We start from the raw sequence: 25763 nt of genomic DNA, 5'->3' as shown, positions 1-25763 counted from the left end.
CTTCTGTTGTGTTCAATCCCGTTAAAAACCTGTCATTTCTTTTGCTATTATGAATACGGCCATAACAAGGATAAAAATGCCGAATCCTTTTTTTAGCTGGCCCTCATTCACATACCTGTGCAGATAAGTCCCTGCAAATATACCAAAAACTGAGATTATCGTAATTAATAAAAGAAAATGCCAGTCAATATTTATAGCATGCAGGTCGCCCGCAAAACCCGTTAATGAATTGATTGTGATAATGAATAATGATGTGCCTATGGATTTTTTTATTGTGAGGCCTCCAAAAAAAACCAGCATGGGGATAATGAGGAAGCCGCCCCCGGAACCCACAAGCCCCATAACAATACCTATTACCGCTACACAGGGCAGTATAAAAGAATAATTGATCTTTTTTGGTATCTGGTCTTCCCTGTTGTCAATTTTTGCTAAGAGCATCGATGCAGCACCTAACAGCATGACAATCGCAAATACGGTCATTATAAAGGTATGCCGCGTTATTGTAAAGTTATCCCGGGTAAACTCTTCGGGTAATCGTGTTACGATATACCTTCGGGTAAGATATATCGAAAGGAAAGAAGGGATTGCGATAATCGATCCTGTTTTTACAGATACGTTATCTTTAATGTAATTTTTAACAGCGCCAACCGCTGACGTAGTGCCTACGATAAAGAGCGAGTAGGCAGTAGCAATTACCGGGTCAATTCCAAATACATATACCAGAAGCGGAACTGTAAGTATAGAGCCGCCGCTTCCCATAAGCCCAAGTGTAAGGCCGATCATAAAAGCTCCGGTATAGCCTGCTATTAATTCCATTGTGATTTTTCAGCGAATAAATGTATAACAAAAACGGTTGCTATACCTGACAATGAGGCGAAAAACCAGCCTTATTTTCTATTTTATTGATTATGAATTGTTTGCGGGTGCATTGTGGTAATAAAAATTACATAATATATATTTTGGTAGGTTTTTTGATGGACTAAATTACAGCAATCATAATTTTAGCATTTATTTTTTATAAAATTATTAATTCAATCATTGTGTTTGCTTTATATTTGTGATGCTTTTTAAAAAAGTAAAATTTTTATTATTATACAAGTTGTAAGTTAAAATTATGGCAACAGCAGTAAAGGCCCGTGTGGGCATGTATGAAAATGTAAAGAACCAGTTTGAAAAAGCTGCAGCCGTCATGGGGCTGGACGAAAGCGTTAAAAAAATCCTTTCTATAACCAATAATGAAATCGTAGTGCATTTCCCTGTAAAAATGGATAATGGCACGGTTGAGGTTTTTACCGGTTACAGGGTACAGCATAACAATGCTTTAGGCCCATATAAAGGCGGCCTAAGGTACCACCACACAGTAGATATCGATGCTGCAAGGGCACTGGCTACCTGGATGACGTGGAAAACATCGCTGGCAGGGCTGCCGTATGGCGGTGGGAAAGGCGGTATCCAGATCGACCCGAAATTATATTCCCAGGGAGAGCTTGAAAGGATAACAAGGAGGTTCACATTTGCTTTGGGAGATAATATCGGCCCTGAGCATGACATTCCTGCTCCGGACGTGAACACCAATGCACAGATGATGGCTTGGATAGCTGACACTTATATGTCAACCAAATCGCCTGCTGAGCGTTCCAAGAACCAGCACGTCGTTACCGGTAAGCCGGTAGGGTCGGGCGGACTGGAAGGGCGTGACAGGGCAACAGGCTTTGGCGTTGTAGTTACTTTGGAGTCATGGGCAAATGTGAAAGGCACAACCCTTGAAGGAAAAAGATATATCGTGCAGGGCTTCGGTAACGTAGGATACTGGGCTGCACATTTCATGAACAAGAATGGCGCTATACTGGTAGGTGTACAGGATGCTACAGGAACTATTTACAATCCTGAAGGTATCGACCCTGAAGCGCTTTTGCGTTACCAGGCAGACAATGCTACAATAACCGGGTTTAAAGGCACCCAGGAATACGATTCAAAATCATTCTTCGGTATTGATTGCGATATTATTATACCGGCAGCATTGGGCAACCAGATAACCGATGAAAATGCAGGAGATATCAAGGCTATGGTAATCGCTGAAGGCGCCAACGGCCCTACAGATACAGAAGGCGAGGCAATACTTCTTGCTAATGGTGTCGATATCATCCCGGACATCCTTTGTAACTCAGGCGGTGTTATTGGCAGCTATTTCGAATGGCTCCAAAACCGTAACGGCGAAATATGGACGATGGACGATGTAATTATCAAACTAAGGAAGAAGCTTGAAGAGGCTTTCGGAAAAGTGGTAACATCTTCAGTACAGTTCAAAACCGACTGGAGGACCGCAGCATACATTGTGGCCCTTACCCGTATTGAAATGGCTTACAAACAAAGGGGTATTTTCCCTTAATGGATATACATATTACCAAGGAGGCGCCAATTTGGCGCCTTTTTTTATTTTGCCTACCTGCCTGCTACATTCAAGGTTAGACGAATTACACAAATTTTATGGAACGCGGATGGCGCGGATTTGGCAGATTGACGCGGATTTTATATTAAGAATGAATTTAAAATTTGTAAAACCCTGCCTAAGAGAGGCGGGTTCGTGGCTAAAAAATATTCCCTATATTTGGAATACCAAAAAACCACGCCATGAAAAAGTACCTTTTGTTTTTCGCTATAGCTGCCGGTTTTACTGCAAAGGCACAGGTATCGGGGAATTCAGCGCCAATGACTAAGGCCAACGACTCTATTGTATTTCAAAAGCCGGACTTTACTTTTTATTCCAAAAATTACAATACGATATTTGATTACTACCAGTATACCTTCGATGCACAAAAGATCTCGAAGCGAAGCGTGTATGTAGGTGCTAACAACAAATTCTACTTTGGGCAAAATGCCGGGTTTGTAACGGATATGCCGCAGCCTTCTTTCAATTCCTATCGCCTTGACTCCGGTTATGCGTATGACATTGTGGGTCTCGTAAGGGGGATTAATTTAATAGTGAACAGCGGAAAAGATTATTCGGTTAAGCTTAAGCCAAAAGGTGTTGAGTTTTTTACCGGAAATCCATAAAAAATGCTGTCAAAGTTTAGACAGCATTTTTACTATAGATGAATTTAAAATAACATTTTATCCTCCCATATAATCATCGCCGCCACCATCTTGCTGTTTCTGTTGGTTTTCCTTCTGCCTGTCAGACTTGGTCATGTTGAAGCGGTAGGTAAACGAAAGCGTTACCTGGCGCTGCCTCCATTGCATTTCGCTATACGACCTCAATTCACCGGGAACATAAGTGTCATTTTTCATTTTCCTTGAATTGAAGATGTCCTGCACATTAAGGGCAATGGTAGCCTTGTCCTTCAATAAATCTTTACTGAGCACGGTGTTAGCGCTTGCTACGCCAACCCTGCGGCCCTGGGCATTGTTTTGGGGCGCATCATACTGTCCGTTCAGCTGCCAGTCGATCTTCCCCGGCAGGGTAATTTTTGAGTTGATCCTTGTAGTCCAGCTATAAGCCGTCCTGTTGAAGTTCTGGAAATCGGTTATGGTTACGCCTTCCTCATTTTGATACACAAAAGTGTAATCACCTTTGCTCTCATACCTGTAGAAGTTGAAGTTGCTGTTGACCCTCCACCATTTGAATGGGTTGTAATTGATATTGAACTCAAAACCGAAACGGTACTCTTTAGAAAGGTTGATAGGGGTGGTCAGGATAACCGGGGTGCGGGTGTCCTGTCCGTCAACTACCGTAACCTCGCCTGTAACAGGGTCAACAATATCAGTGCCTCCCACAGCATGTACTATAAAATCGCCTGATGCCCTTCTTACAAACTGGAAAGTATCATCGGTAATATTAAGGTAGGCCGATGTGCTAAGCGTCAACTGTCCCCATTTGCGAAGATACCCTAAATCGAAAGCATTCGTATACGACGGGTTAAGATCCGGGTTACCACGGAAAACGTTAATGTTGCTCTCAAGTCCCGAGAACGGGCTCAAAAACCTCCCCCTTGGACGGTTGATGCGACGGCTGTAGCTAAGACTTAAACTGTTGCCCTGCGCAAATTCATAAGAAAAGAATGCCGAAGGGAAAAAGTTATTGTAACGCTTGTTATGGTAATCATTCAGGTTAATAAGGTTCACATCGATATTGCTGTCTTCCCAACGAAGCCCGAACAGGTAGGAGAAACTCCCCATTTTCGAACCAAACTGTGAGTACAGCGCGTTCACTTTTTCTTTATATTGAAGGAAATTAGTATAATCGCCGTTGTTCACCCATGTGCCGTCCTCCAATATTTCTGCTTTTGCATCAGTCTCCAGGGTGGTAAAACTGCCACGGTAACCTGCTTCAAAGCGGCTGTCTTTGCCTAAAGGAAGTACATAATCGGCCTGTATGAGGCCGCGGTCTTCGTTTTGGTAGTTTTTAGTACGTTCGTTGCTGTTTACGACATCCGGGCTGCCAAGTGTAATGTCATTGATTACAGAGTTCTCATCATCAATGCTTTTCGATACCGATGCATCGATTTTGAGCTCGTGGCCCTTGTCATCAAATTTCTTTACCAGGTTGGTCGAATACCGGAAGTTGGTGTCTTTATCATTTTCTAAATTATACCTGTAGCGGGTATTCTGGAAAACATGGTCTGCATCAAAATTATGATAGTAGGTATCGGTAGGGTTATCGCCGCTGCTCCTGCGTCCGGATATGGAGTTGGTCCATGTCAGGGTTTTATCCAGGAACCATTCGATGCCAAAGCTTCCGTTAAAGGCCCTTTGCAGGCGGTCGTTATTTCTTCTTTCGTTTACAAAGTTGGTAGTATTATTATTGTCGTCAAGGTATTCTGTATTCGTTTTTGAATTTCCGGGACTGTTCCTGTAATTGTAGCCCAGGCTGGAAAACACATTGTACGTATTGCTGCGGTAATTAAGGTTGGTCGATATCCCGTGGTTAGCAGGTGTTCCCGTGTTGGCAACGAATGAACCGTTGAATCCGTTGGCCGAACCTTTTTTCAGGATGATGTTCACGATACCGCCACCGCCTTCCGCATCATAACGCGCCGAAGGGTTGGTAATAACCTCCACCTTGTCCACAGAATCGGCAGGCAGCAGGCGCAGCACATCGGCAACATTGCTTCCTGCAAGGGTAGAAGGCCTACCGTCAATGAGGATGGTGACACTCTGGTTACCCCTGAGGGCTACGTTCCCCTCGGCGTCTACTGATAAAGACGGTACATTGTCAAGCACATCGCTCACGCTTCCGCCTTTTACCATCATATCGTTCCCTATATTGTACACCCTTTTATCGAGCTTTATATCAACAGTAGAGCGTTCGGCAGTAATTTCCACATCTTTAAGCAACGTAGCATCCGGCGCCATTACCATAGTGCCAAGGTTGGTTTCGGCAATAATTTCTTTGCCGGAAATAACCGCAGATTTGAATGATATGAAATCAAATTTGATATTATACGTGCCCGGTGGTACGGTAACGGTATATTCGCCTTTAGCATCGGTCAGGGCGCCGTTTACGGTAACGTTGTCAGGAGTTTGTATGGTTACGGTAGCAAATTCAAGTGGGAGTTTTGTATCCTGCTCGATCACTTTTCCCGTTACTTTAACACCATTGCTACCGCCGGGTCTGCCCTGTGCAAATGCGATGACTGTAGAAAATAAAAATAGTAGTAAGACAGAAGTCCGGAAATTTTTCATGTAAATATTAAAATTGATAGATGATTTAGAGTGTATGACCCTCGTAATGCCTAAAGGTTTAAAGCTGAAAACTTAAATATTTGTTAAAAGGTTAAAGGGTATCGTGCACCTTTTCGGCAGGCCGGGCAATGATGGCTTTGTCGCCGTTCACTACAATGGGACGCTCTATGAGGTTGGGGTGCTTTACCATGGCTTCAAGTATTTGTGTATCTGTGAGTGTTTTGCCTTTATATTCGGATATCCAGACAGCCTCTTTTTGCCGAACCAGGCCAATTGGCTTTATGCCGAGTTTTTTCAAAAGTTCCTTCAGTTCTTTTTTCGAAAGCGGCTCATTAAGGTATTTTACGGTAGTAAAAGGCATTTGTTCTAACTCCAGCAGCTGCAGGCATTCGCGCGATTTGCTGCACATCGGGTTATGGTAAATCGTGATCATTAAATTCTTTTTGCAAAGAAAGTTATTATTAATTGAAAATTCAGCTAACTTAGTGCTAACATATTTTAAATTAATCCCAAACGCTTATGTTTATTGCACAGGCTTTTAAGCCCGAAAATAAGTTCTGGAAATATTTATTAGGTTCTGTTATTGTGATTGGAGCTTCTTTCGTAGGGCAAATCCCATGGATTATAGCTATTGCTTTAGAAAAGCTAAAATCCGGCAGGCCTATGCCCGTTGACGAAGCAGCAATCATGCGATTTCTCGATCTTAACCTTACTTTATTTTTCGTTCTCCTTTCATTTGCAGTCGCTATGGTAGCGCTGATCGTGGTTGTACGAAAGATGCATCACCAGAAATTTAAGGAAATTGTTACCTCAAGGCCACAAGTAGACTGGAAGCGTATACTATCTTCATTTGCAATATGGGGCATTTTCTCTGCCGGCATGATAGTGCTTGCCTATTATTCCGAACCGGATAAGTACATCCTGCAGTTCGATCCCGTAAAATTTGCCATACTGGCTGTAATTGCGATAGTAATGATACCCATACAGACAAGTGTTGAAGAACTTGTTTTCCGGGGCTACCTTATGCAGGGCTTTGGGCTGCTCGCCAAAAACCGTTGGTTTCCCCTGGTTATGACATCGGTAATATTTGGGGGAATGCATATCTTCAACCCTGAAGTGGCAAAGATGGGCTATATAGTGTCAATATATTACATTGGTACCGGGTTGGTGCTTGGCATTATGACCCTTATGGATGAGGGTACCGAACTGGCGCTTGGCTTCCACGCGGCCAATAACCTCACGGCGGCGCTTTTGGTTACTGCCGACTGGACCGCTTTCCAAACCTATTCCATATTTAAAGATGTCTCTGAACCGACTGCCGGATTTGATATCGTTCTTCCGGTTTTGGTAATTTACCCGCTACTCCTGCTGCTATTTAGCTATATGTATAAATGGACCGGATGGCGCGAAAAACTCACGGGAAAGCTATATCCCTTAAAACAAACTCCAATAACCGAAATAGTACAAAGCCATGAATTATAATAATCCGGATTATCATTTTGTGCATCCCCAATTTAAGCTGAACGGCTTCCATTTTAGTGAAGACGACCTGAGCCGTATTGCTTACAGCTTTATTAAGGAAGGCGAGCCTTTCGAAAGGGCAGTAGGAGACTTCCTGATGTATTGGTTCGACCAGAATAGCTATATCGAAATGCATACTTCGGGCACGACGGGCCAGCCAAAATTGATACGGGTAGAAAAACAGGCCATGGTAAATTCGGCGAAGGCTACGGGCGAATTCTTCGACCTGGAAGCAGGGATCAAAGTACTGCACTGCCTGCCCACGCAGTATGTAGCGGGCAAGATGATGCTGGTAAGGGCATTTATACTGGGCTGGGATATGGATCTTGTAGCACCGGTTTCGCATCCGCTGGAGCGGAATGAAACGCAATACGATTTTGCCGCAATGGTGCCTTTGCAGGCAGAGCATTCATTGGAAAAACTCCACATGATAAAGAAGCTTATACTGGGCGGCGCAAAAGTAAGCCAGGCGTTGAGCGATAAGCTGGCAGGCCTTCCTACAGCGATATACGAAACCTACGGGATGACCGAAACCATAACACATATTGCTGCGAAAAGGATAGGGGAGGAAGCTTTTACAGTATTGCCTAACGTAAAAATAAGCGAAGATGAAAGGCATTGCCTTGTGATTGACCCGTACCTGATCTGCGATGAGCCGGTTGTTACTAACGATGTGGTTAAGATAGTAGACGACACCCATTTCATCTGGCTGGGCCGTCATGACAATGTGATCAACAGTGGCGGCGTAAAGCTGTTCCCTGAGCAGATAGAGGAGAAGCTGTCCGGCAGGATCGACAGAAGATTTTATGTAAAAGGCATGCCTGATGAATCCCTGGGCGAAAAGCTTGTTCTGGTTATAGAAGGTGAACCGTATGATGTTGATAAGGCTACTTTCAAGGGCCTGGGAAAATTTGAAAAGCCGAAAGACATCCTTTTTGTTGAAAAATTTGCGGAAACCGGTTCAGGTAAAATAAAGCGTGATTAAAATTTTTTAAAAAATTAGGCAGCAATCTGTAAAGGCCCGGTTTGTATAATCGCCGGCATTTTTCTGACGTTCGGAATAGCGGGATGAAAGTTCGGAAACATTTAATAATGCCTGCACGATCATAGTCCTTACAGAGCGCAATCCTTTGTGGCTGACGTGAGGAAAATAGGACTAAAAACAGTATCTTCGGCCCTTAAACCAACCGATTTTCCTAATGAAGATATTCTACATTTTTGCCCTGTTACTTTCGGTCCAGGCTTTCGCGCAATGCAAGGACAGCGATAAGATCCTTTACGCCGTTAAGGAGATGATTAATGACAACTACGTATTCTTTGCGGTAAACAATCAGTACAGCAGTAAGCACAATATCTCAAGTATCGCTGACTATGCCAATGGTGCTATAAATGCTGCGGGAAACTATATTAAGCAGCGTTCTGGTGCCGATTTTGAAAAAAAGTGCAAGGTAAAATACATGTATGTCAACTATCCTGAGGGGATGGATGAAAACTCGCCGACTACCGAATTATATAACCTTTCCAAATATAAAGTCAGCTACACTGTTGATTATACAGTCAAGTTTGGAAAATATGATTATGATTTCAGTGTTCTGCTTGACCATAGCTATAAGGTCCTTTCCGGTGATATGATTCCGTCAGTAATAGCAAACCCAAAGTTTGACAAGTTCATTGAGATTTGCAGCGCATTAAAGCTGGTAAAAGCACAAAAACAATATAAAGGCGTAATATCCGGTATCGGGATTTCTTATGATCCTGAAATTGACTCATTTTGCTGGCACATACAGGAAGAGCCGTCATCCATCCCTGATAAAGGGCAATATTCGGTACGGGATTACTACGTCAATGCCAATACCGGTAAGCTTACCCATGTAGATGAACAGGTTTATAACATCCCATAACCATAGTTTATGACATTCATTAAAAATAAAATTGCGGCTTTTGGCATCTTTTTTATGCTGACACTGTCCGGCTGCGCCCAGCAACCGCCCTGCTATCAGATAAAAGCAGAATTTACAGATCGTACTGCTTCAGAAAAGCTGAAAGAAGCCACAATTGAAAAAATAGGCAAACGCTTAAAGGAGAGAAACCTGGATGCCGATATCAAAATTGAAAACAATACTATCATTGCCAAAATGCCTTGTGAAGGCAGCGATAAAGCGCCCCATTGCTTTTACCAAGATAAGTTTGCCATCTATGAAACCTACCAAACTGCCGAACTCAATGCTGCCATGGATGGCATCGGTCGCATTTCCGATAGCATTGCCGACAATGCGCCCGAAATTGCCGAAGGCTATACGGCATATGTAATCCGGCTGGAAGAGATACTCAACCGTGAGTTTGCAGAAGGTGCGGTGATAGGCTATTGTAAGACAGGGCGGTCAGAAGAATTTATGAAGCTCGTAAACCTCCCCCAATCAAAGAAACTGCTACCGGCAGGCCTGTCATTTGTATTTGGCCTGCCCGAAAAAAATCAACCTGCTATTGCTGTGTATGCTGTCAGGAATTCGGATAAGGCCCCTGTAACTATTTATATGTTGGAAGAAACGGATGTTGTGCGCTCTTACAACAAGATTAATTATGATGTAATGCTCCAATTCAAAGACAATTATAAAGCTGCGTGGGCAGCGCTTACACGGAAGAATACACAGAAATTCCTCGCCATTGTTCTTGATGGAAGGGTTTTAAGCTGCCCGATGGTTACAGGTCCGATTGAAGGCGGAAAAGCCGCTATCAGTGCGAATATGGATCGCAGGCAGGCAGATGCTATGGCAGAGCGGATTAATACGAGTTTGCCCCTTGAGGTACTCATTACTGAAGTTAAACTGTTAGAGCAAAAATAAAGTGGGCTATTTTAATGTAACCTTAGTACTGCTCAGGGAAAGCCGGGATCCAAAAATATTTCTCCCCGATTTTCATGAAAAGCTGAAATTGATTGGGGTTACGCCCGAAATTAATAAATATGAATATCTCGTATTCAATGACAGCAGGGATGATGATGAAAAAGACCCTATTGAACTTTATGAAACTATGACGGAGGCAACCGTGCTCGATATGCTTTGTTCCTGGAAAGGTTTGGGCCTGCTGTCCTACCGGCATCCCGATTTTAGCTTTCCGTTCAGCATTAATTATTTAAGCTGGGACGATGTAACACTTGGTGGCTTCGATATCGGTTTTTACAATAAAGAATTTTATAATCAGGATGCCGGAACGAAACATGAAAAACTGATAAGGGAAATCGGCACCATTGCAGATTATAAATATATTGTAGGGGATATCGGCATGGCATCGGATAATTGCATTGAAAGCCACCTCACATTGGCAGAGACCGAAGCATTTATTGAAAGCCATACTTTTGAGATAAACATTCGAAGATAACATGGATGGGCAGGAGCTTACAGTCCAATGCGAAGCAAACTTAACGTAATGATTATCATAATAAAACAATGTGTGCGCGAAGAGATGGATGATGAATTCAACGAGAAGCGGTACAAGATTGTAACAAAATATCTAAAATAAATGGAAAACGATAATGAATCTGTTTTTGACCGGCTAATAAAAGAAAGCACAAGTTTTGGTGTTGCCGGTGACTACTTAGAATCGTCTATAAAAAGAGTATTGCTGCCAACTTTATCAAATGGCGAATTCCTGCCATACGAAAGGAGGGAGCAATTCCAGATACCTGATGAATACCTGTATTACCTTAGCACGGTTGACATCCGAACCGTAAAACCTAATGGGCAGGACCTGTACATTTATGGCCTCATGGAAGCATTGTCCCTCACAGTAAATTACGTTGATTGCGATGCAGATCCTGACGAGCAGCCTGTTTTCTGGCTTTCGGTAGGACACCGGAGCGACAGGGGGAATTTCTTCATTTGCTGTGATAAAGCCTCGGAACTTTATGGGCAGGTAGGCGAATTTTACGATAGTTCCCCGTTCAGGGATATAGAGGATTTTTACTGCATAGGTACCGGTTTTGCTGATTTTTGCGAAAATGTCCTCGCAGGAAAAGTATATTAAATATATTCTTAAAGTGAAACCCTGATACGGATGCCGCCGTTATTGAGATCGGTATCCACACTTTACAAGGATTAAAGGTTTATCAATATGCTTATATGACGCTCCTCCGGAGCTCAAGTGGTTTTCGTTTAAATTTCGCTATAAATATTCCGTCCCTCCGGGACTCATCAGTGGCAGCCCCAGCGGGGCGATATGTTTATAGTAATATTGAGCATGAAAGCCTTAGAACTCCAGAGGAGTGACATATGAATTATTTGTAACCATTCCTAACACTTGTCTTTGAAACCTGTCAGACCTAAATTTATAAGCTATAACTTCTGCACTTTCACATAAAACTTCGTTTTCTGCAAGGCGACATCTTTCAGGTCGGCTACGTCCACATCCGATATTTTCCAGTCATTGGTGCCATAAAGGCGCACTTCTTTACCGTTTGCTACAATTGCTACAGGAAGCTTAAAGTTGGCTTCATCTGTTTGCCATCGGTATTCCAGCTTGCCGTTATTTAGCTTTAGCTGCAATATTGGTGGGTTTTTATAGCGCAGGTACTGGTTGAAGAAAGGCGTGAGGTTCATTCCTGTCTCTTTGTTGAAGAATGCCACCACCGTTTCGGTATCGATCACTTTTTTTTTGTAGGTTTCAGAATATTTCAGCAGCATTTTCCACCACTTGTCATCGTCATTTACAACATGGCGCAGGGTATTCAGCATTAGTGCGCCCTTAAAATACATATCGCCGGAGCCTTCTTTGTTTACACCAAAAACACCAATAACCGGCTTGTTATTAGACACTGCCATCTGCTGGCCGGTAATGTATTTCATGGCTTTATCATACCCGTACAGGCATTCTACAAATACCGTTTCGCTGTAGGTTGTAAAGCCCTCGTGTATCCACATATCGGCAATATCTTTGGAGGTGATGCTGTTCCCGAACCACTCGTGCCCGCTCTCATGTACCGTGATGTAATCAAAAAGCATCCCCACACTGGTGCCGCTCATATCGCTGCCCATGTAGCCTTTTTTGTATTTGTTGCCATAAGCCACGGCGCTTTGGTGTTCCATGCCCAGGTAGGGTGTTTCCACCAGCTTGTAGCCATCTTCAAAGAAAGGGTACTGCCCGAATTTCGACTGGAAACATTCCAGCATAGGCTTTACTTCTTCAAAATGCTCTTTTGCTTTCTCTTCGTTTTGCTTCAGCACGTAATAGTCCAGATCAAGCCCGCGCAGGTTGTCGTGTATGTGGGCATAGTCAGCTACGTTCAGCGTGATGGTGTAATTATTTATAGGGTTCTTTACCTCCCAGTCCCAGCGGGTATACCCGTTCTTCAGGTCGGTACTGCCCATAAAGCGACCGTTGGAAACATCCATCAGCCCATTAGGTACCGCTACCTTTACCGAAGCGCCCTTATCAGGCTCATCGGTCTGGTGGTCTTTTACGGGAAACCATAAACTGGCCCCGGTGCCCTGAACGGCAACACCAATCCACGGCTTGCCTGCGGTATCTTTAGAAAAAACAAACCCGCCATCCCACGGTGCATTTTTCGCCACCAGCGGGTAGCCGGAATAGTAAAACCGTATTTTATGGCCTTTGCTGATTTTAATGGGAGAAGGGAAACTGATAAATACAGCGTCATTATCTCTCCTAAAGGGCATTTTTTTTCCGCTCCATACAATGCTGTCCACCTTCATGTTCTCAAAAAGGTCGAGTTGTATTCTGTTTGTAGTTTCAACAATATCAAAGGAGATGTCATTGTAGCCGCTGATGTACTTCTTGTCCGGGTCGAGTGTAATGTTGAGGTCGTAGCGCTGCACGTCAAAACTGGTGCGTTCCCTGCGCAATCCTCCCTGGAGGCTGTCGCGGCGCGTGTAGGTTTGTGCAGTTGCCGAATAAATTCCGAAGAAAACAATAGCAAGTAATAATACTTTTTTCATGGCTGGAGTGTTTGGGTTATTGGTATGCTAATGCAGGAAATTGTTACAGGGATCTAAAATATTTACGGTTCATCACATTCTGTCTCCACAGAAATAAAGAGTTTTTCAAATTCCTCCTGATAATTTACATTGGGAGTTTCATGGTCAATCTGCCGGTTGGCGCAGTTGTGCCAGCCAAAAGTCAGCAGGTCTGTCCTCGCTGCGGCAATTCTCATTCTGTAGTTCAGGCTGTTTTTATACCTGTTGAAGTTTTTAGTGGTATAACCGCCCATGTGTTTTTCCGCTTTTAGCTTTCCCCAGGCAGCCATAAGTTGCAGCGTATTGTCTGATGCAAGGGCTTCGGCATATTCTGTGCAGTATTTCGTAAACCTGTTTTTCAGCAATACTTTCGGATTACTAATTGCTTCAAGGTCGAGTTTTGCCAGCTCATAGGTTGCATCAAGGTCTTTTATCCTGTTCTGTAAAAGCGCACTCCATATCTTGCCCGGGGGCAGTTTCATAGATGCATATTCTGCCTTCTTCGCTTTATACTCCTTTTCCAGTTCTTCCAGTTGGCCTTTGCTGTCAAAACTGTAGTATTCACCGGGAGCAAATACAACATTGCGTGTATTTATCTGAAGCGCATTATAGGTAAACCAAAGCTTATAAGCATTCCTTAATTGGAGCTTAGTATATTTCGACTTTTCGAAGGTACCTACCTGGTTGCAAAGTTCCGTATCCCAATGTAGTGTATCAGTAGCTACGATACTTTTATGGGAGTTAATGTTAAGACACTGGATTTTTTCTACACCAAAAGATATCCAGGCAGCGGCTATAAGTAGGCAGGTAATAGTTGTCTTCATTATTTTTTTGCGGTAAATATTACAAACTCCCTTTCAATCTGCTGTCCGCTGCCGCCGGTAACAAATTCTTTTTCCGTAACTGCCGAAATCGCTTCCAGTCCCGCAGTCGCCATAAGCCCTTTCACTGTTTCAACATCATACAGCGTAAAGCCATATTTTGCAAAAGGGATGTGCTGCATGGTGCTTTTCGGTATAAACCCGATAGATACCATGCCTCCCGGTTTTAATACACGTGCTATTTCACTGGCGTAGGCCTGCGGGTCTTTCCAGAAATAAATGGTATTGGTGGTGAGTACTTTATCAAACCTGCTCTCACCATAAGGAATCGTTTCGCCGTCGGCCAGCTGGAAAGCAACCGCTGATAAGCCCTTGTTCCGCTTTTGGGCTTCCTTCACCATGTCAGGGGAAATATCAATTCCACGGTAATTGATTTCTTCACCGCTGTAGATGATTTCCTTTACATGCATCCCATTGCCTGGGCCTATTTCCAGTACATCATCGCCATCGGTAAGATGCAGGCTTTCTATCGCTTTGGCTATCATGTTGCTGTTGGTAAAATTCATCATTTCGCCTACTTTCAGCCCATCTTCGCCGTTCGGGCAGCGCAGTTGGGCAGCAAGTTCCTGCAATTCGGTTTCCGAGAGTTGGGGACGCTTGTTTTCCATGGACAAGATTTATTTACCGAATAAAAGTATTGATAATTATGGATAAGGCAAAATGTATACGAGGGCTAAAAAAAAACGGCACCGATAAAGGCGCCGTGTACTATGCTTTAAAAGGACGATCACACCTGAATCACCCCAAGGTTAAATTGTTTTTCAATTGGTGCATGGTTAGCGGCCTCAATACCCATCGATATCCATTTGCGGGTATCCAGCGGGTCGATGATGGCATCGGTCCACAATCTTGCAGCGGCATAATATGGCGATACCTGCGCATCATAACGTGCCTTTATCTTATCGAACATTTCGGCTTCTTTTTCAGGAGTTATGGTTTCTCCCCTTGCTTTTAATGATGAGGCTTCTATCTGCATCAACACTTTTGCCGCCTGGGTACCGCCCATTACCGCAAGCTCGGCGCTTGGCCAGGCGAATATCAGCCTTGGGTCATAAGCTTTCCCGCACATGGCGTAGTTGCCCGCACCATAGGAGTTTCCTACTACTACAGTGAATTTAGGCACTACCGAGTTACTTACCGCGTTTACCATTTTAGCGCCGTCCTTAATAATACCTCCGTGTTCAGATTTGGAGCCTACCATAAAACCGGTAACGTCCTGAAGGAACACTAATGGTATTTTCTTCTGGTTGCAGTTCGCTATAAAACGGGTTGCCTTATCGGCACTGTCCGAATAAATTACGCCACCAAACTGCATTTCACCTTTTTTAGACTTCACCACTTTGCGCTGGTTAGCTACAATGCCCACAGCCCAGCCGTCGATGCGGGCATATCCGGTTATTATCGTTTGGCCGTAGCCTGCTTTGTATTCGTCAAATTCGCTGTTATCCACCAGGCGGTTAATGATTTCCATCATGTCGTATTGCTCGGTGCGCAGTTTTGGCAGGATACCGTAAATATCTTTCTCGGGCAGGGCAGGCTTTTCGGCTTTTATGCGGTTGTATCCGGCCTTGTCATAATCGCCTATTTTGCCTACAATGCTTTTGATCCTGTCCAGCGCATCCTTGTCGTCTTTCGCCTTAAAATCCGTCACGCCTGATATTTCGCAGTGCGTAGTAGCACCGCCCAGTGTCTCATTATCTATAGTTTCGCCAATAGCAGCCTTTACGAGGTAGCTTCCTGCAAGAAAAATGCTTCCGGTTTTGTCTACAATAAGTGCCTCGTCGCTCATGATAGGAAGGTACGCCCCACCGGCAACACAGCTGCCCATTACGGCTGCGATCTGGGTGATGCCCATGCTGCTCATAATGGCATTGTTACGGAAGATACGCCCAAAATGCTCTTTATCCGGGAATATCTCATCCTGCATTGGCAGGTATACCCCGGCACTATCTACAAGGTAAATGATAGGCAGGCGGTTTTCCATGGCTATTTCCTGTGCGCGAAGGTTTTTCTTCCCGGTTATAGGGAACCACGCACCGGCTTTTACGGTAGCATCATTGGCAACAACAATGCACTGCTTTCCGCTTACGTAGCCTATTTTCACTACTACGCCGCCGCTTGGGCACCCTCCGTGCTCTGCATACATGCCGTCACCGGTAAAAGCGCCTATCTCTATGCTTTTGCTATCCTTGTCCAACAGATATTCAATGCGTTCCCGTGCAGTCATTTTGCCTTCGGCATGCAGCTTTTCGATGCGTTTTTCGCCGCCTCCAAGCTTTACTTTTGCCAGTTTTTGCTTCAGGTCTGAGAGTAATAGTTTATTGTGGTCTTCGTTTTTATTGAAGTTGATATCCATGATATATTATATATTTGTTGCGGAAAAGTAATTTTCAGCCGCTAAAATACGAAAACGTTTGATAGAATACGAAAATATTGCGGATCTGTTATTTTGTATAGGTTTACTATATAACTCGTTTTAATAACTCCAAGTTCATACTGGCTTAACGATTTCTTAACATTGTTAAAATACATTTGCAGCATAAAATTTATTGTAAATGTCTATAAACAGTATTTTCCAATTCCTTGTACCAAAAGACAAGAAATTTTTCCCGCTTTTCGAGCAGGCAACACAAAACCTTGTAGTATTGTCCGAAACGCTTCACGAAGCAGTAAACGCCCCAAAGGAACAAAGGGAAGCCTATTTCAGGAAAATTGAAGAATTGGAAGCTATAATTGAAGAAATAGCACACAAAACCAACCTTGAGCTGAGCAGGAACTTCATAACGCCTTTTGACAGGGAAGACATCCACGCGCTTATTTCAGCTATTGACGATGTTGCAGATTACCTTTATGGTGCAGCCAGCAGGATGAGGCTGTATCAGGTTGAGAAGATCACGAAGTCAATCAGGAAAATGACCGAGATAACCCTGGAAAGCTGCCAGCTGATCCATGCAGGTGTAGCGGAACTGAAAGACATGAAGAACCTTAAAGGCATAGCCGATGTGTGCAAAAGGATCAACAAGCTTGAGAACAAATCGGATAACGTTTTTGATAAGGCTGTAGCCGATATCTTTGAAAACGAGACTGATGCCAAAAATATCATCAAATACAAAGAGGTGCTGTCGGCGCTGGAATCGGCTTCCGATAAATGCAAAGGAGTAGCGAATGTGCTGGAGTCTATCTCCGTAAAGCACTCTTAACCAACCATAGCAACCTAATCTATGACGCTCCTTATAATAATTATTGTATTAGCGCTGATCTTTGACTACATCAACGGTTTCCATGATGCCGCGAATGCTATCGCTACCATTGTGGCTACCAAAGTGCTCACGCCTTTCCAGGCGGTAGTCTGGGCGGCCTTTTTTAATTTCCTTGCCTATTGGGTATTCGGCTTTGGTGTTGCCGATACGGTAGCCAAAACCGCCCACACCATGGACATTAACCTCGTGGTTATCCTTGCCGGTGTCATTGCGGCAATCTGCTGGAACCTCCTTACCTGGTGGCTTGGGATACCTTCAAGTTCGTCACACACCCTTATCGGTGGCTTTGCGGGCGCTGCTATTGCCCACGCTGGCTTTAACGTAGTGGCCTGGTACACACCGGGAAAAGATGGCGGGATGCCTTCAGGGGTACTCATCATTATTGCGTTTATCGTTTTGGCGCCGCTGCTGGGTGCCTTGGTATCGTACCTTATTTCTATCTGGCTGCTTAACTCGTCACGAAAAGATACCATTTATCCGAAGATATTTACGGCTTTGTTAATGGTAGCTACTATTGTGTTTGTATATTTTATGATGCAGGGCTATGATGAGATCAAAAAGCCGCGTTTCGAATCGCATTTTTGGAGTGTTGCTTTCGAGCCTCACAATATAAAATGGCTGTTGGTAGCATTCATCATACTCACGATAAGCACATTCTGCCTGTTCTTCAGCAGGCTTACCCACAGCAAAGCCGAATCATGGCTAAAAAGGATGCAGCTGCTTTCTTCGGCATCGTTTAGCCTTGGCCATGGTGGTAACGACTCACAAAAAGTTATGGGTATCATAGCTGCGGCAGTTGCTGTATATATCCACACAAGCGGTGCATCGCAGGAAAGCATGCCGGAATGGCTGGATGTTGTGCTGCCTAAAGACAACGTGGAAGGTAAAATGCCTGCCTGGATACCGTTGGCCTGTTACTCTGCGATCGCAGCGGGTACTTTGAGCGGTGGTTGGAAAATTGTAAAAACAATGGGTTCCAAGATAACAAAGGTAACCTCGTTTGAAGGTGTTGCCGCAGAAACTGCCGGTGCGCTTACGCTATACTTCACAGAGCACCTTAAGATCCCGGTGAGTACCACACATACCATTACAGGTTCGATTATAGGTGTAGGCCTTACCAAACGTGTTTCGGCTGTGCGCTGGGGTGTTACCGTAAGCCTTGTATGGGCATGGATACTAACTATACCGGTTTCTGCAGTGCTGGCGGCGATAGTATACTACATTTTAAGCCTGTTCTTATAAAATCATACAGAAAACTTTATCAAGCCTGCATTCAAATGCGGGCTTTTTTCATTTTCAGCAGATTGAATGATATGTGCTATCGATTGAATGATTTATGCTATCCTAAAACGTTATAGTAGGTTACTTTTGGACAACAACAAAATAACTATTATAATTATGAGTATAGTACAAAGGCCTGATTTTAAGGAAAAGTATGATAATTTTATCGGTGGAAAATTTGTTCCTCCTGTTAAAGGCGAATATTTTGACAATGTATCGCCCATTGACGGAAAAGTATTTGCCAAAGCAGCGCGCTCTACTAAAGAGGATATCGACCTTGCTCTTGATGCCGCACACGAAGCTTTTAAAACATGGGGCAAATCGTCACCGGCCTACCGCAGCAATGTGCTGAATAAGATAGCCGACGTAATGGAAGCCAACCTTGAATACCTGGCAACCGTAGAGACTATTGATAATGGTAAAGCCATTCGTGAAACAATGGCTGCCGACCTGCCGCTGTGCATTGACCACTTCCGCTATTTTGCAGGCGTAATAAGGGCAGAGGAAGGCGCAATAGCAGAGCATGACGAAAACACTGTCAGCATCGTACTGCACGAACCTTTGGGCGTGGTAGGCCAGATAATTCCGTGGAATTTCCCATTGCTTATGGCAACCTGGAAAATAGCGCCCGCCATTGCAGCAGGTAACTGTACGGTTGTAAAGGCCGCAGAGCAGACTCCTGTATCTATTATTATCCTTATGGAACTTTTGCAGGATGTAGTCCCGCCGGGCGTAATCAATATTGTGAATGGTTTTGGTATCGAAGCAGGGAAGCCGCTGGCTACATCGCCAAGGATCGCAAAGGTGTCGTTTACCGGCGAAACCACTACCGGAAGGCTCATCATGCAATATGCTGCCGAAAATATAATTCCTTCTACCATGGAGCTTGGCGGTAAGTCGCCGAATATCTTCTTTAAATCTGTTGGCGATGCCGATGATGATTTCTTCGATAAAGCAGTTGAAGGCGCAGTGATGTTTGCCCTTAACCAGGGTGAGGTATGTACCTGCCCCTCGAGGATGCTCGTGCATGAGGATATTTATGATAAGTTTATTGAAAGGGTAATTGCGCGCACAAAGGCCATAAGGACAGGTAATCCGCTGGATAAAACAGTTGCAATGGGAGCGCAGGCATCTAACGACCAGTTTGAAAAGATAAGGTCCTACCTGAAAATAGGAAAAGAAGAAGGCGCCGAAGTGCTTACCGGCGGGGATGTGAACCATCTTGACGGGGAGCTCGGTGAAGGTTATTACATCCAACCGACTATATTCAAAGGGCATAATAAAATGAGGATATTCCAGGAAGAGATCTTTGGGCCGGTGGTGTGTGTTACCACTTTTAAAACTACAGAGGAAGCTATAGAGATCGCTAATGATACCCTATACGGGCTTGGCTCAGGGGTGTGGACACGCGATGCCCATGAACTGTACCAGGTGCCACGGGCCATTAAAGCAGGCAGGGTATGGGTAAACAATTACCATGCTTACCCGGCACATGCACCATTCGGCGGATATAAAAAGTCGGGCTTCGGGCGCGAAAACCACAAAATGATGCTGGAACATTACAGGCAGACAAAGAACATGCTCATTTCTTACGACAAGAAAAAGCTGGGCTTCTTTTAATAAATAGTAAATTTGGTTAGGCTGCCTTCGGGCAGCTTTTTTTCAACCCGCAAGGTTTTTGTACATAAGTGTATGTAAGACTATATGTTGTTCAAAAACAACGAGTTAAAAGTGATTGTTGCTTGGTTGTATAAGTTGGATTTAAAATTTAGAGTGATACATGCCGCTCCTCCGGAGCTTTGGAGGACGTGCTGCTGTTGATTTCTATAAATATTCCGTCCTTCCGGGACTCATCCACACAGCCCCAGCGGGGTGGTATGTTTATAGAAATCGCGGATATAGTGCGGCTTTGAGTTCCGGAGGAACGACATATAAAAATATTCAAATTCTTCCGAACACCTGTGTTTTTTCAATCTTGAAGGAATTTTAAAAAAATGTAAAAATGCACAAACGAATAGATATAACCCCTGAAGCAACCGCACTTATCAAAGAATTGCAGGAACGCTATGGCGAACTGATGTTCCACCAAAGTGGAGGCTGTTGTGACGGTTCGCAGCCAATGTGTTTCCAAAAGGGCGATTTTAGGCTGGGTTATAGCGATGTATGCCTTGGTGTTGTAGAAGGCTGCGAATTCTGGATGGGCCGCGACCAGTTCGAATACTGGCAGCACACCCACCTTACCCTTAATGCGATTGAGGGGAGGGGAGCCAGTTTTTCGCTTGAGATACCATTAGGAAAAAGATTCATTACAGAATCCCGGTTATTTATCGAAAAAGAACGGGCGAACCTGGAACCGCTGCGCTATCTGGAGGATTGATTTTGTAGTTAGCTTATGTACAGCATCTGGTATTGCTTTGGCGTAATGCCTTCATATTTTTTGAAAAGGCGTATAAAATAATTGCAGTCATCAAACCCGGCCATAAAGCATACTTCGTTAACCTGTATGCCCGGGTTTTTGAGCAATTGCTTAGCCTGTTTTATCTTTTCATTCAGTATATATTCAATAGGGCTCATCCCAAGTTCCCGTTTAAAATAGCGGTAAAAAGATGTAGTGCTCATACAGGCCTTGTCGCTCAGGTCTTTCAGGCTGATGCTTTTGGTGATATTAGCTCTGATGTATTGTGTAATGGCAAAGATGATGCTGCTTTTATCAATCGTTCCGCTGTCTATCCGCTGCGCCGTCTGGGTCTGGATAAGCCTCACCAGCAGTTCCTGCAAAGCGAGGTCTACTAACGCATCTTTGGTAATGGAATACCCCATGCACTCGCGGATAAGCTTATTGATCGTATTGGCCAGTTCGGTATTGTTATAAAAGAAATAGTTCTTGTGGTTGAGTTTCCATAATTCATCTTCCTTAGGATAGCGTTCGTTAAGGAATACAAGGGTGTCTTCAATTTTCCGATGGTCGATGGCGAGGGCTAGGCATTGTGTCGGGTTTTTTAACGAAGCTTCGGGAAAATCGATCTTCATTTCCACATTCGAAGGTATTACCACGGTTTCTCCCGGAAGGTAATCAAAGCCCGGATCGTCAAATAAATGCATCACTTTTTTGCCCCTTAGCATGCTTGTGACCACAAGGTCGTTAAACTTTAAGGGTACAAGGCTGGATTCCTGGTAGGTTTCAAAAAGGTTGAGCTCGCAATTGTCAAGCGAATATACGGTACGGTTTTCTACAAGGGTTTTCAACGATTTTTCACTCGAAAGCGAAGGTACCTGCAATAAAGCCTTTTGATTATTCATATCCATAAATTTACCGGCGATAAGGTAAGGATATAAATTGAATAAATATTAGTCTAGCTGCTAAATTCAGATAGTGAATGCTCCTTTTCGTAGCGCAGCGGGAGGGTTACGATAAACGATGTCCCCTGGTCTTTCCCGGGGCTGACAGCTTCGATGGTGCCGTTGTGCAACTCTACAAATGATTTGGTTATGGAAAGGCCCAATCCGTTCGATGTTTCTTTCCCTGTAGGCTTCGAACTCAGTTTTGCAAATTTGGTAAACAGCCTTTCTATATCACTTTCATCGAGGCCCTGCCCGTTATCCTTAACTTCTATCCTGATGTGGCCGTTGATCTCGGTAGCAATCACTTTTATCTCAGCCCCGTGGTAGGAGTATTTTATCGCGTTGCTAAGAAGGTTGTGCAGTATATCAGAAATTTTCGCCTTGTCAGCAAAAAACTGTGATGTACTCTCGGGCAGGTCGAATATAATCGACTGGCCCTTGCGCGCAGCGAGCAGGTCAAAATTACTCTGAAGACGCATAAAGAGTTCCTTTAAGTCTATTTCTTCAATGAAAAGCACAATCTGGTTCTCTTCAAGCTCCGATTGCTTTAGCAGGTCGGAAAGCTTGCTCTTTATCCTGCCAACCGACGATTTTATCATCTCAGCCATGTTGGGGATCTTGGTGCCGTCCTTCGAAATGATCTCGTTAGCGAGCTTTATGGATGCCAGTGGGTTTTTTATTTCGTGAAGCGTAATGTTCATCAGGTCGATCTGCGACTCGATGGTTTTGCGGTAGCGCAGCCTGTTCTCTAATTTGTCAACTACAATTTTGGCGAGCATCTTCAGCATGTTGATTTGTAGCGGTGTCACCTCACGCGGATGCGTATCTATCACAGAGATTGTACCTACATTGTAACCTTCTGGTGTTTTCAGTGGCACGGCAGCAAAAAAACGGACTCCGTTCTCGCCTGAAACGTACGGATTTTCACGGACATGCGGAATAGTATGCGTATCGTTAAATACGACTACATCATCCTGAAGGATAACCAGCGAAGAAAGGCTTTCCTCGCGCTTTGCCTCGTTAAAGGCCAGTGGGCTTAAGTTGGATTTTATAAAAATACGGTCTTCGTCTATAAAACTGATGAAGGCGCTGGGGCAGCTGAATACCTGCGTTACCATAAGCGCTATCTTATCGAAGGTGTCTTCAGAATGGGTATCCAGTATGTGGTAGTCACGAAGCTTTTCAAGCCTGTGGGACTCATTTTTTGTCAGCAGCGATGTAGGCTTAACGTATTGCATTGGTAATTCTGGGAATCTATCCGTTCTTTAAATCCTTATCGAAAATACAAATAAATGTTGCATCAACGCATTTTAAGGAAAATCTTATAACTAAACACACACTAAAGTATAACCGGCTATTCAATTTCCGGCTCGCGGTCGGGTATATATTTAATAGGCAGGGATACAATAAAAGTAGTGCCCTTGTCTTTGCCGGGGCTCATGGCGTAGATAGTGCCCTTGTGCAGTTCTACAAACGATTTTGCTATGGATAACCCCAGTCCCGAAGAGGTTTCCCTCCCTGTTGGCTTCGAACTTAATATCGCAAACTTCTTAAACAGCATCTGTACGTCGTTGCGGTTAAGTCCTTGTCCTTCGTCCTTTATTTCTATATGAATGTTGTATCCTGCTTCCCGTGCAGCTATTTTTATGACTGAGTCGGGATAGGAATATTTTATGGCATTGCTCACCAGGTTGTGCAGCACATCAGATATTTTTGCTTTATCCACTTCGATCTTAGGCAGCGAATGGTCGTATTTCAGTTCTATTACCTGCTTTTTTCTGCGTGCCAGCAGGTCGAAGCTGTTGAATAGGCGTGTAAATATCTCGTTTATATCTACTTCCTCGATTTTCAGGAGCAGGTCGGTTTCCTCCAGTTCCGATTGCTTTAAAAGGTCGGAAAGCCTTGTCTCGATACGGTTTACCGAGGTTTTTATCACCTCTGTCATACGCCCTTTATCAGAGGCTTCTTTCTTTAGCATATCAGTGGCAAGGTTGATGGAGGCCAGCGGATTTTTTATTTCATGCAGGGTAATGTTCATCAGGTTTACCTGCGATTCGATAGATTTCCTGTAGCGCAGCCTGTTTTCAAGCTTGTCAATAATGATTTTTGAAAGCGTCGTGAGCATTTGCAGCTGCTCTGCAGATATTTCCTCCCGTGGCTTGTCATCTATAACGCAGATGGTTCCCATGTTGTACCCTTCCGGGGTCTTGAGCGGGGCGCCGGCATAAAAACGGATACCGCCCTCTATAGCTACGTAAGGATTATTTTTCAGTTCGGGATAGGCATGCGTATCTTTGAGCAGGTATACGTCGTCCTGCAAAATGGCAAGGGAGCAAAGGCTGTCTTTACGGTCAATTTCAGTTGCTGCAAGCTTACTGAGATTGGATTTAAAGAATACCCGTTCTTCATCTACGAATGTGATAAAAGCGCCTGTCATGTCGAACAATCGCGAAGCCATTGCCGCTATAGTGTCAAAAACATCTTCAGGATACGTATCGAGTATATTGTAGTCGCGCAGCTTTTCAAGCCTGAGAGAGTCGTTAAGCGGGATAAAAAAATCAGTTCGTTGATTCATACTTGCTTCTGGAACAGGTAGCTGCTATTACGGGTTGGTTTTCCAAAATAAAATCCTAAATTACAATTATTTTATTAAGAATAACTGCAATTCAGGATGTTAAATTTAGGTTAAAACCAAATATTACTGTTGATCCTCCGTTTTCTGGCCCATCATCATGAGGTAAGCCTTCAGGAAACCGTCTATCTCTCCATTCATAACACCTTCGGCATTGCTGGTTTCGTAACCGGTGCGCACGTCTTTAACAAGCTTGTAAGGATGCATTACATAGTTGCGTATCTGCGATCCCCATTCGATCTTCATCTTATTGGCTTCAATCTCATCGCGTACCGCCTGACGCTTTTTGAGTTCTATCTCATAAAGCTGCGATTTCAGCAACTGCATGGCCTTGGTCTTATTGTCGAGCTGTGAGCGGGTCTCGGAGTTTTCGATAATGATACCGGTAGGGTGGTGGCGCAATCGCACTGCCGTCTCTACCTTGTTCACGTTCTGGCCTCCCGCACCGCTGGAACGCATGGTTTCCCACGAAATATCCGACGGGCTGATCTCGATCTCAATAGTATCATCTGCCAATGGGTATACATATACCGATGCGAAAGAAGTGTGGCGCTTGGCATTGCTGTCAAAAGGGGAAATACGCACGAGCCTGTGCACGCCGTTCTCGCCCTTCAGGTAACCAAAGGAATAATCGCCTTCAAATTCAAGGGTGACGGTCTTGATCCCCGCAACCTCGCCGGCCTGGAAATTCAGCTCCCTGATCTTGTAGCCTTCTTTCTCGCCCCACATCATGTACATGCGCATCAGCATCGAAGCCCAGTCGCAGCTTTCTGTACCGCCGGCACCCGCTGTTATCTGTACTACTGCGCTAAGGCTGTCGCCCTCGTCAGAGAGCATATTCCTGAATTCAAGGTTCTCGATATGGGCGATGGTAAGGGCGTACTGTTCGTCAAGCTCCTCTTCGGTAACGTCGCCTTCCTTAAAGAAGTCGTACATCACCTGCAGCTCTTCGGCCATGGTGTTGCCTTTCTCATAATCGTCCACCCATTTTTTCTTGGAACGGAGATTTTTCACAATGAGTTCGGCCTCTTTGGCGTTGTTCCAAAAGTCGGGTGCGAAGGTTTTCTCTTCTTCGTTGGTTATCTCAATTTGCTTCCTGTCGATGTCAAAGATACCTCCTCAGTGCTCCCAGGCGCTCTATAATACCTTTAATTTGTTCGGTATTTGTCATAAATTAATGTAGTTTTGTAATAGC

General features: G+C 44.1%; 23 protein-coding genes. 12 read left to right on the top strand and 11 right to left on the bottom strand.

Annotated elements, in window-relative coordinates; genetic code table 11:
* Positions 1-21: 21 nt before the first annotated feature.
* Positions 22-816, bottom strand: coding sequence for a sulfite exporter TauE/SafE family protein (locus tag HYN59_RS15875; RefSeq protein ID WP_108779219.1), 795 nt, complete (start codon positions 814-816; stop codon positions 22-24).
* A gap of 298 nt (positions 817-1114) precedes the next feature.
* Here HYN59_RS15875 and HYN59_RS15870 point away from each other — a divergent pair, with 298 nt between their 5' ends.
* Positions 1115-2389: a Glu/Leu/Phe/Val family dehydrogenase gene (locus HYN59_RS15870; RefSeq protein WP_108779218.1), complete on the top strand. Its 1275-nt coding sequence runs from the start codon at positions 1115-1117 to the stop codon at positions 2387-2389.
* 242 nt (positions 2390-2631) lie between these two features.
* Positions 2632-3054: a hypothetical protein gene (locus HYN59_RS15865; protein ID WP_108779217.1), complete on the top strand. Its 423-nt coding sequence runs from the start codon at positions 2632-2634 to the stop codon at positions 3052-3054.
* 57 nt (positions 3055-3111) lie between these two features.
* Here HYN59_RS15865 and HYN59_RS15860 read toward each other — a convergent pair whose 3' ends face one another.
* Positions 3112-5682, bottom strand: a complete 2571-nt coding sequence (locus HYN59_RS15860; protein ID WP_108779216.1) for a TonB-dependent receptor — start codon at positions 5680-5682, stop codon at positions 3112-3114.
* A gap of 91 nt (positions 5683-5773) precedes the next feature.
* Positions 5774-6115: an arsenate reductase (glutaredoxin) gene (arsC, locus tag HYN59_RS15855; protein WP_108779215.1), complete on the bottom strand. Its 342-nt coding sequence runs from the start codon at positions 6113-6115 to the stop codon at positions 5774-5776.
* An 86-nt stretch (positions 6116-6201) separates the two neighbouring features.
* Here arsC and HYN59_RS15850 point away from each other — a divergent pair, with 86 nt between their 5' ends.
* The 6 genes from HYN59_RS15850 (at position 6202) to HYN59_RS15825 (ending at position 11226) form a co-directional block, all read left to right on the top strand.
* On the top strand, positions 6202-7164 hold the full coding sequence (locus tag HYN59_RS15850; protein WP_108779214.1) for a CPBP family intramembrane glutamic endopeptidase: 963 nt from the start codon (positions 6202-6204) through the stop codon (positions 7162-7164).
* A complete protein-coding gene (locus HYN59_RS15845; protein WP_108779213.1) occupies positions 7154-8188 on the top strand; it encodes an AMP-binding protein in 1035 nt (344 codons plus the stop codon). The genes HYN59_RS15850 and HYN59_RS15845 overlap by 11 nt, the downstream gene beginning before the upstream one ends.
* 214 nt (positions 8189-8402) lie before the next feature.
* The gene (locus tag HYN59_RS15840) at positions 8403-9104 is read left to right on the top strand and encodes a hypothetical protein (protein ID WP_108779212.1); all 702 of its coding nucleotides are present in this window, start codon (positions 8403-8405) and stop codon (positions 9102-9104) included.
* Between the two features lie 9 nt (positions 9105-9113).
* A complete protein-coding gene (locus tag HYN59_RS15835; RefSeq protein WP_108779211.1) occupies positions 9114-10046 on the top strand; it encodes a SecDF P1 head subdomain-containing protein in 933 nt (310 codons plus the stop codon).
* A 1-nt stretch (position 10047) separates the two neighbouring features.
* Entirely contained in the window at positions 10048-10581 is a 534-nt protein-coding gene (locus HYN59_RS15830; RefSeq protein ID WP_108779210.1) for a hypothetical protein, read from the top strand.
* 141 nt (positions 10582-10722) lie between these two features.
* Positions 10723-11226: a hypothetical protein gene (locus tag HYN59_RS15825; RefSeq protein ID WP_108779209.1), complete on the top strand. Its 504-nt coding sequence runs from the start codon at positions 10723-10725 to the stop codon at positions 11224-11226.
* Between the two features lie 308 nt (positions 11227-11534).
* Here the strand turns inward: HYN59_RS15825 and HYN59_RS15820 are convergent, their stop codons facing one another.
* The 4 genes from HYN59_RS15820 to HYN59_RS15805 all read right to left on the bottom strand — a co-directional run bounded on the left by HYN59_RS15820 (position 11535) and on the right by HYN59_RS15805 (position 16409).
* Positions 11535-13154 (bottom strand): M1 family metallopeptidase, encoded by a 1620-nt coding sequence (locus tag HYN59_RS15820; RefSeq protein WP_108779208.1) that lies wholly within the window; start codon positions 13152-13154, stop codon positions 11535-11537.
* Between the two features lie 62 nt (positions 13155-13216).
* Positions 13217-13996, bottom strand: coding sequence for a hypothetical protein (locus HYN59_RS15815; protein WP_108779207.1), 780 nt, complete (start codon positions 13994-13996; stop codon positions 13217-13219).
* Positions 13996-14661 (bottom strand): class I SAM-dependent methyltransferase, encoded by a 666-nt coding sequence (locus tag HYN59_RS15810; protein ID WP_108779206.1) that lies wholly within the window; start codon positions 14659-14661, stop codon positions 13996-13998. The genes HYN59_RS15815 and HYN59_RS15810 overlap by 1 nt, the downstream gene beginning before the upstream one ends.
* A 119-nt stretch (positions 14662-14780) precedes the next feature.
* Positions 14781-16409 (bottom strand): acyl-CoA carboxylase subunit beta, encoded by a 1629-nt coding sequence (locus tag HYN59_RS15805; RefSeq protein ID WP_108779205.1) that lies wholly within the window; start codon positions 16407-16409, stop codon positions 14781-14783.
* A gap of 199 nt (positions 16410-16608) precedes the next feature.
* On the opposite strand from HYN59_RS15805, the gene HYN59_RS15800 reads away from it, so the two are divergent.
* From HYN59_RS15800 to HYN59_RS15785, 4 genes are all read left to right on the top strand, one after another.
* Positions 16609-17253 (top strand): DUF47 domain-containing protein, encoded by a 645-nt coding sequence (locus tag HYN59_RS15800; protein ID WP_108779204.1) that lies wholly within the window; start codon positions 16609-16611, stop codon positions 17251-17253.
* Positions 17254-17274: 21 nt separating this feature from the next.
* Positions 17275-18555 (top strand): inorganic phosphate transporter, encoded by a 1281-nt coding sequence (locus HYN59_RS15795; protein WP_108779203.1) that lies wholly within the window; start codon positions 17275-17277, stop codon positions 18553-18555.
* A 156-nt stretch (positions 18556-18711) separates the two neighbouring features.
* Positions 18712-20214 (top strand): aldehyde dehydrogenase family protein, encoded by a 1503-nt coding sequence (locus HYN59_RS15790; RefSeq protein ID WP_108779202.1) that lies wholly within the window; start codon positions 18712-18714, stop codon positions 20212-20214.
* A 382-nt stretch (positions 20215-20596) separates the two neighbouring features.
* Positions 20597-20971, top strand: coding sequence for a DUF779 domain-containing protein (locus tag HYN59_RS15785; RefSeq protein WP_108779201.1), 375 nt, complete (start codon positions 20597-20599; stop codon positions 20969-20971).
* A gap of 8 nt (positions 20972-20979) precedes the next feature.
* Here HYN59_RS15785 and HYN59_RS15780 read toward each other — a convergent pair whose 3' ends face one another.
* From HYN59_RS15780 to prfB, 4 genes are all read right to left on the bottom strand, one after another.
* Entirely contained in the window at positions 20980-21894 is a 915-nt protein-coding gene (locus HYN59_RS15780) for an AraC family transcriptional regulator (protein ID WP_108779772.1), read from the bottom strand.
* 53 nt (positions 21895-21947) lie between these two features.
* Positions 21948-23174 carry a GAF domain-containing sensor histidine kinase gene (locus tag HYN59_RS15775; protein WP_108779200.1) on the bottom strand — a complete coding sequence of 409 codons (1227 nt, stop codon included), beginning with the start codon at positions 23172-23174 and terminating at the stop codon, positions 21948-21950.
* Positions 23175-23290: 116 nt separating this feature from the next.
* Positions 23291-24511, bottom strand: a complete 1221-nt coding sequence (locus tag HYN59_RS15770; protein ID WP_108779199.1) for a GAF domain-containing sensor histidine kinase — start codon at positions 24509-24511, stop codon at positions 23291-23293.
* 123 nt (positions 24512-24634) lie between these two features.
* Positions 24635-25739 (bottom strand): peptide chain release factor 2 gene (gene prfB, locus HYN59_RS15765; RefSeq protein ID WP_108779198.1). Its coding sequence is split into 2 segments (ribosomal slippage): positions 24635-25675 and positions 25677-25739, totalling 1104 coding nucleotides; the frame shifts between segments, so codons are not numbered across the junction.
* Positions 25740-25763 lie beyond the last annotated feature (24 nt).

The organism is Flavobacterium album (assembly GCF_003096035.1).
Lineage (GTDB): Bacteria > Bacteroidota > Bacteroidia > Flavobacteriales > Flavobacteriaceae > Flavobacterium > Flavobacterium album.
This window is presented reverse-complemented; position numbering and strand designations above follow the sequence as displayed.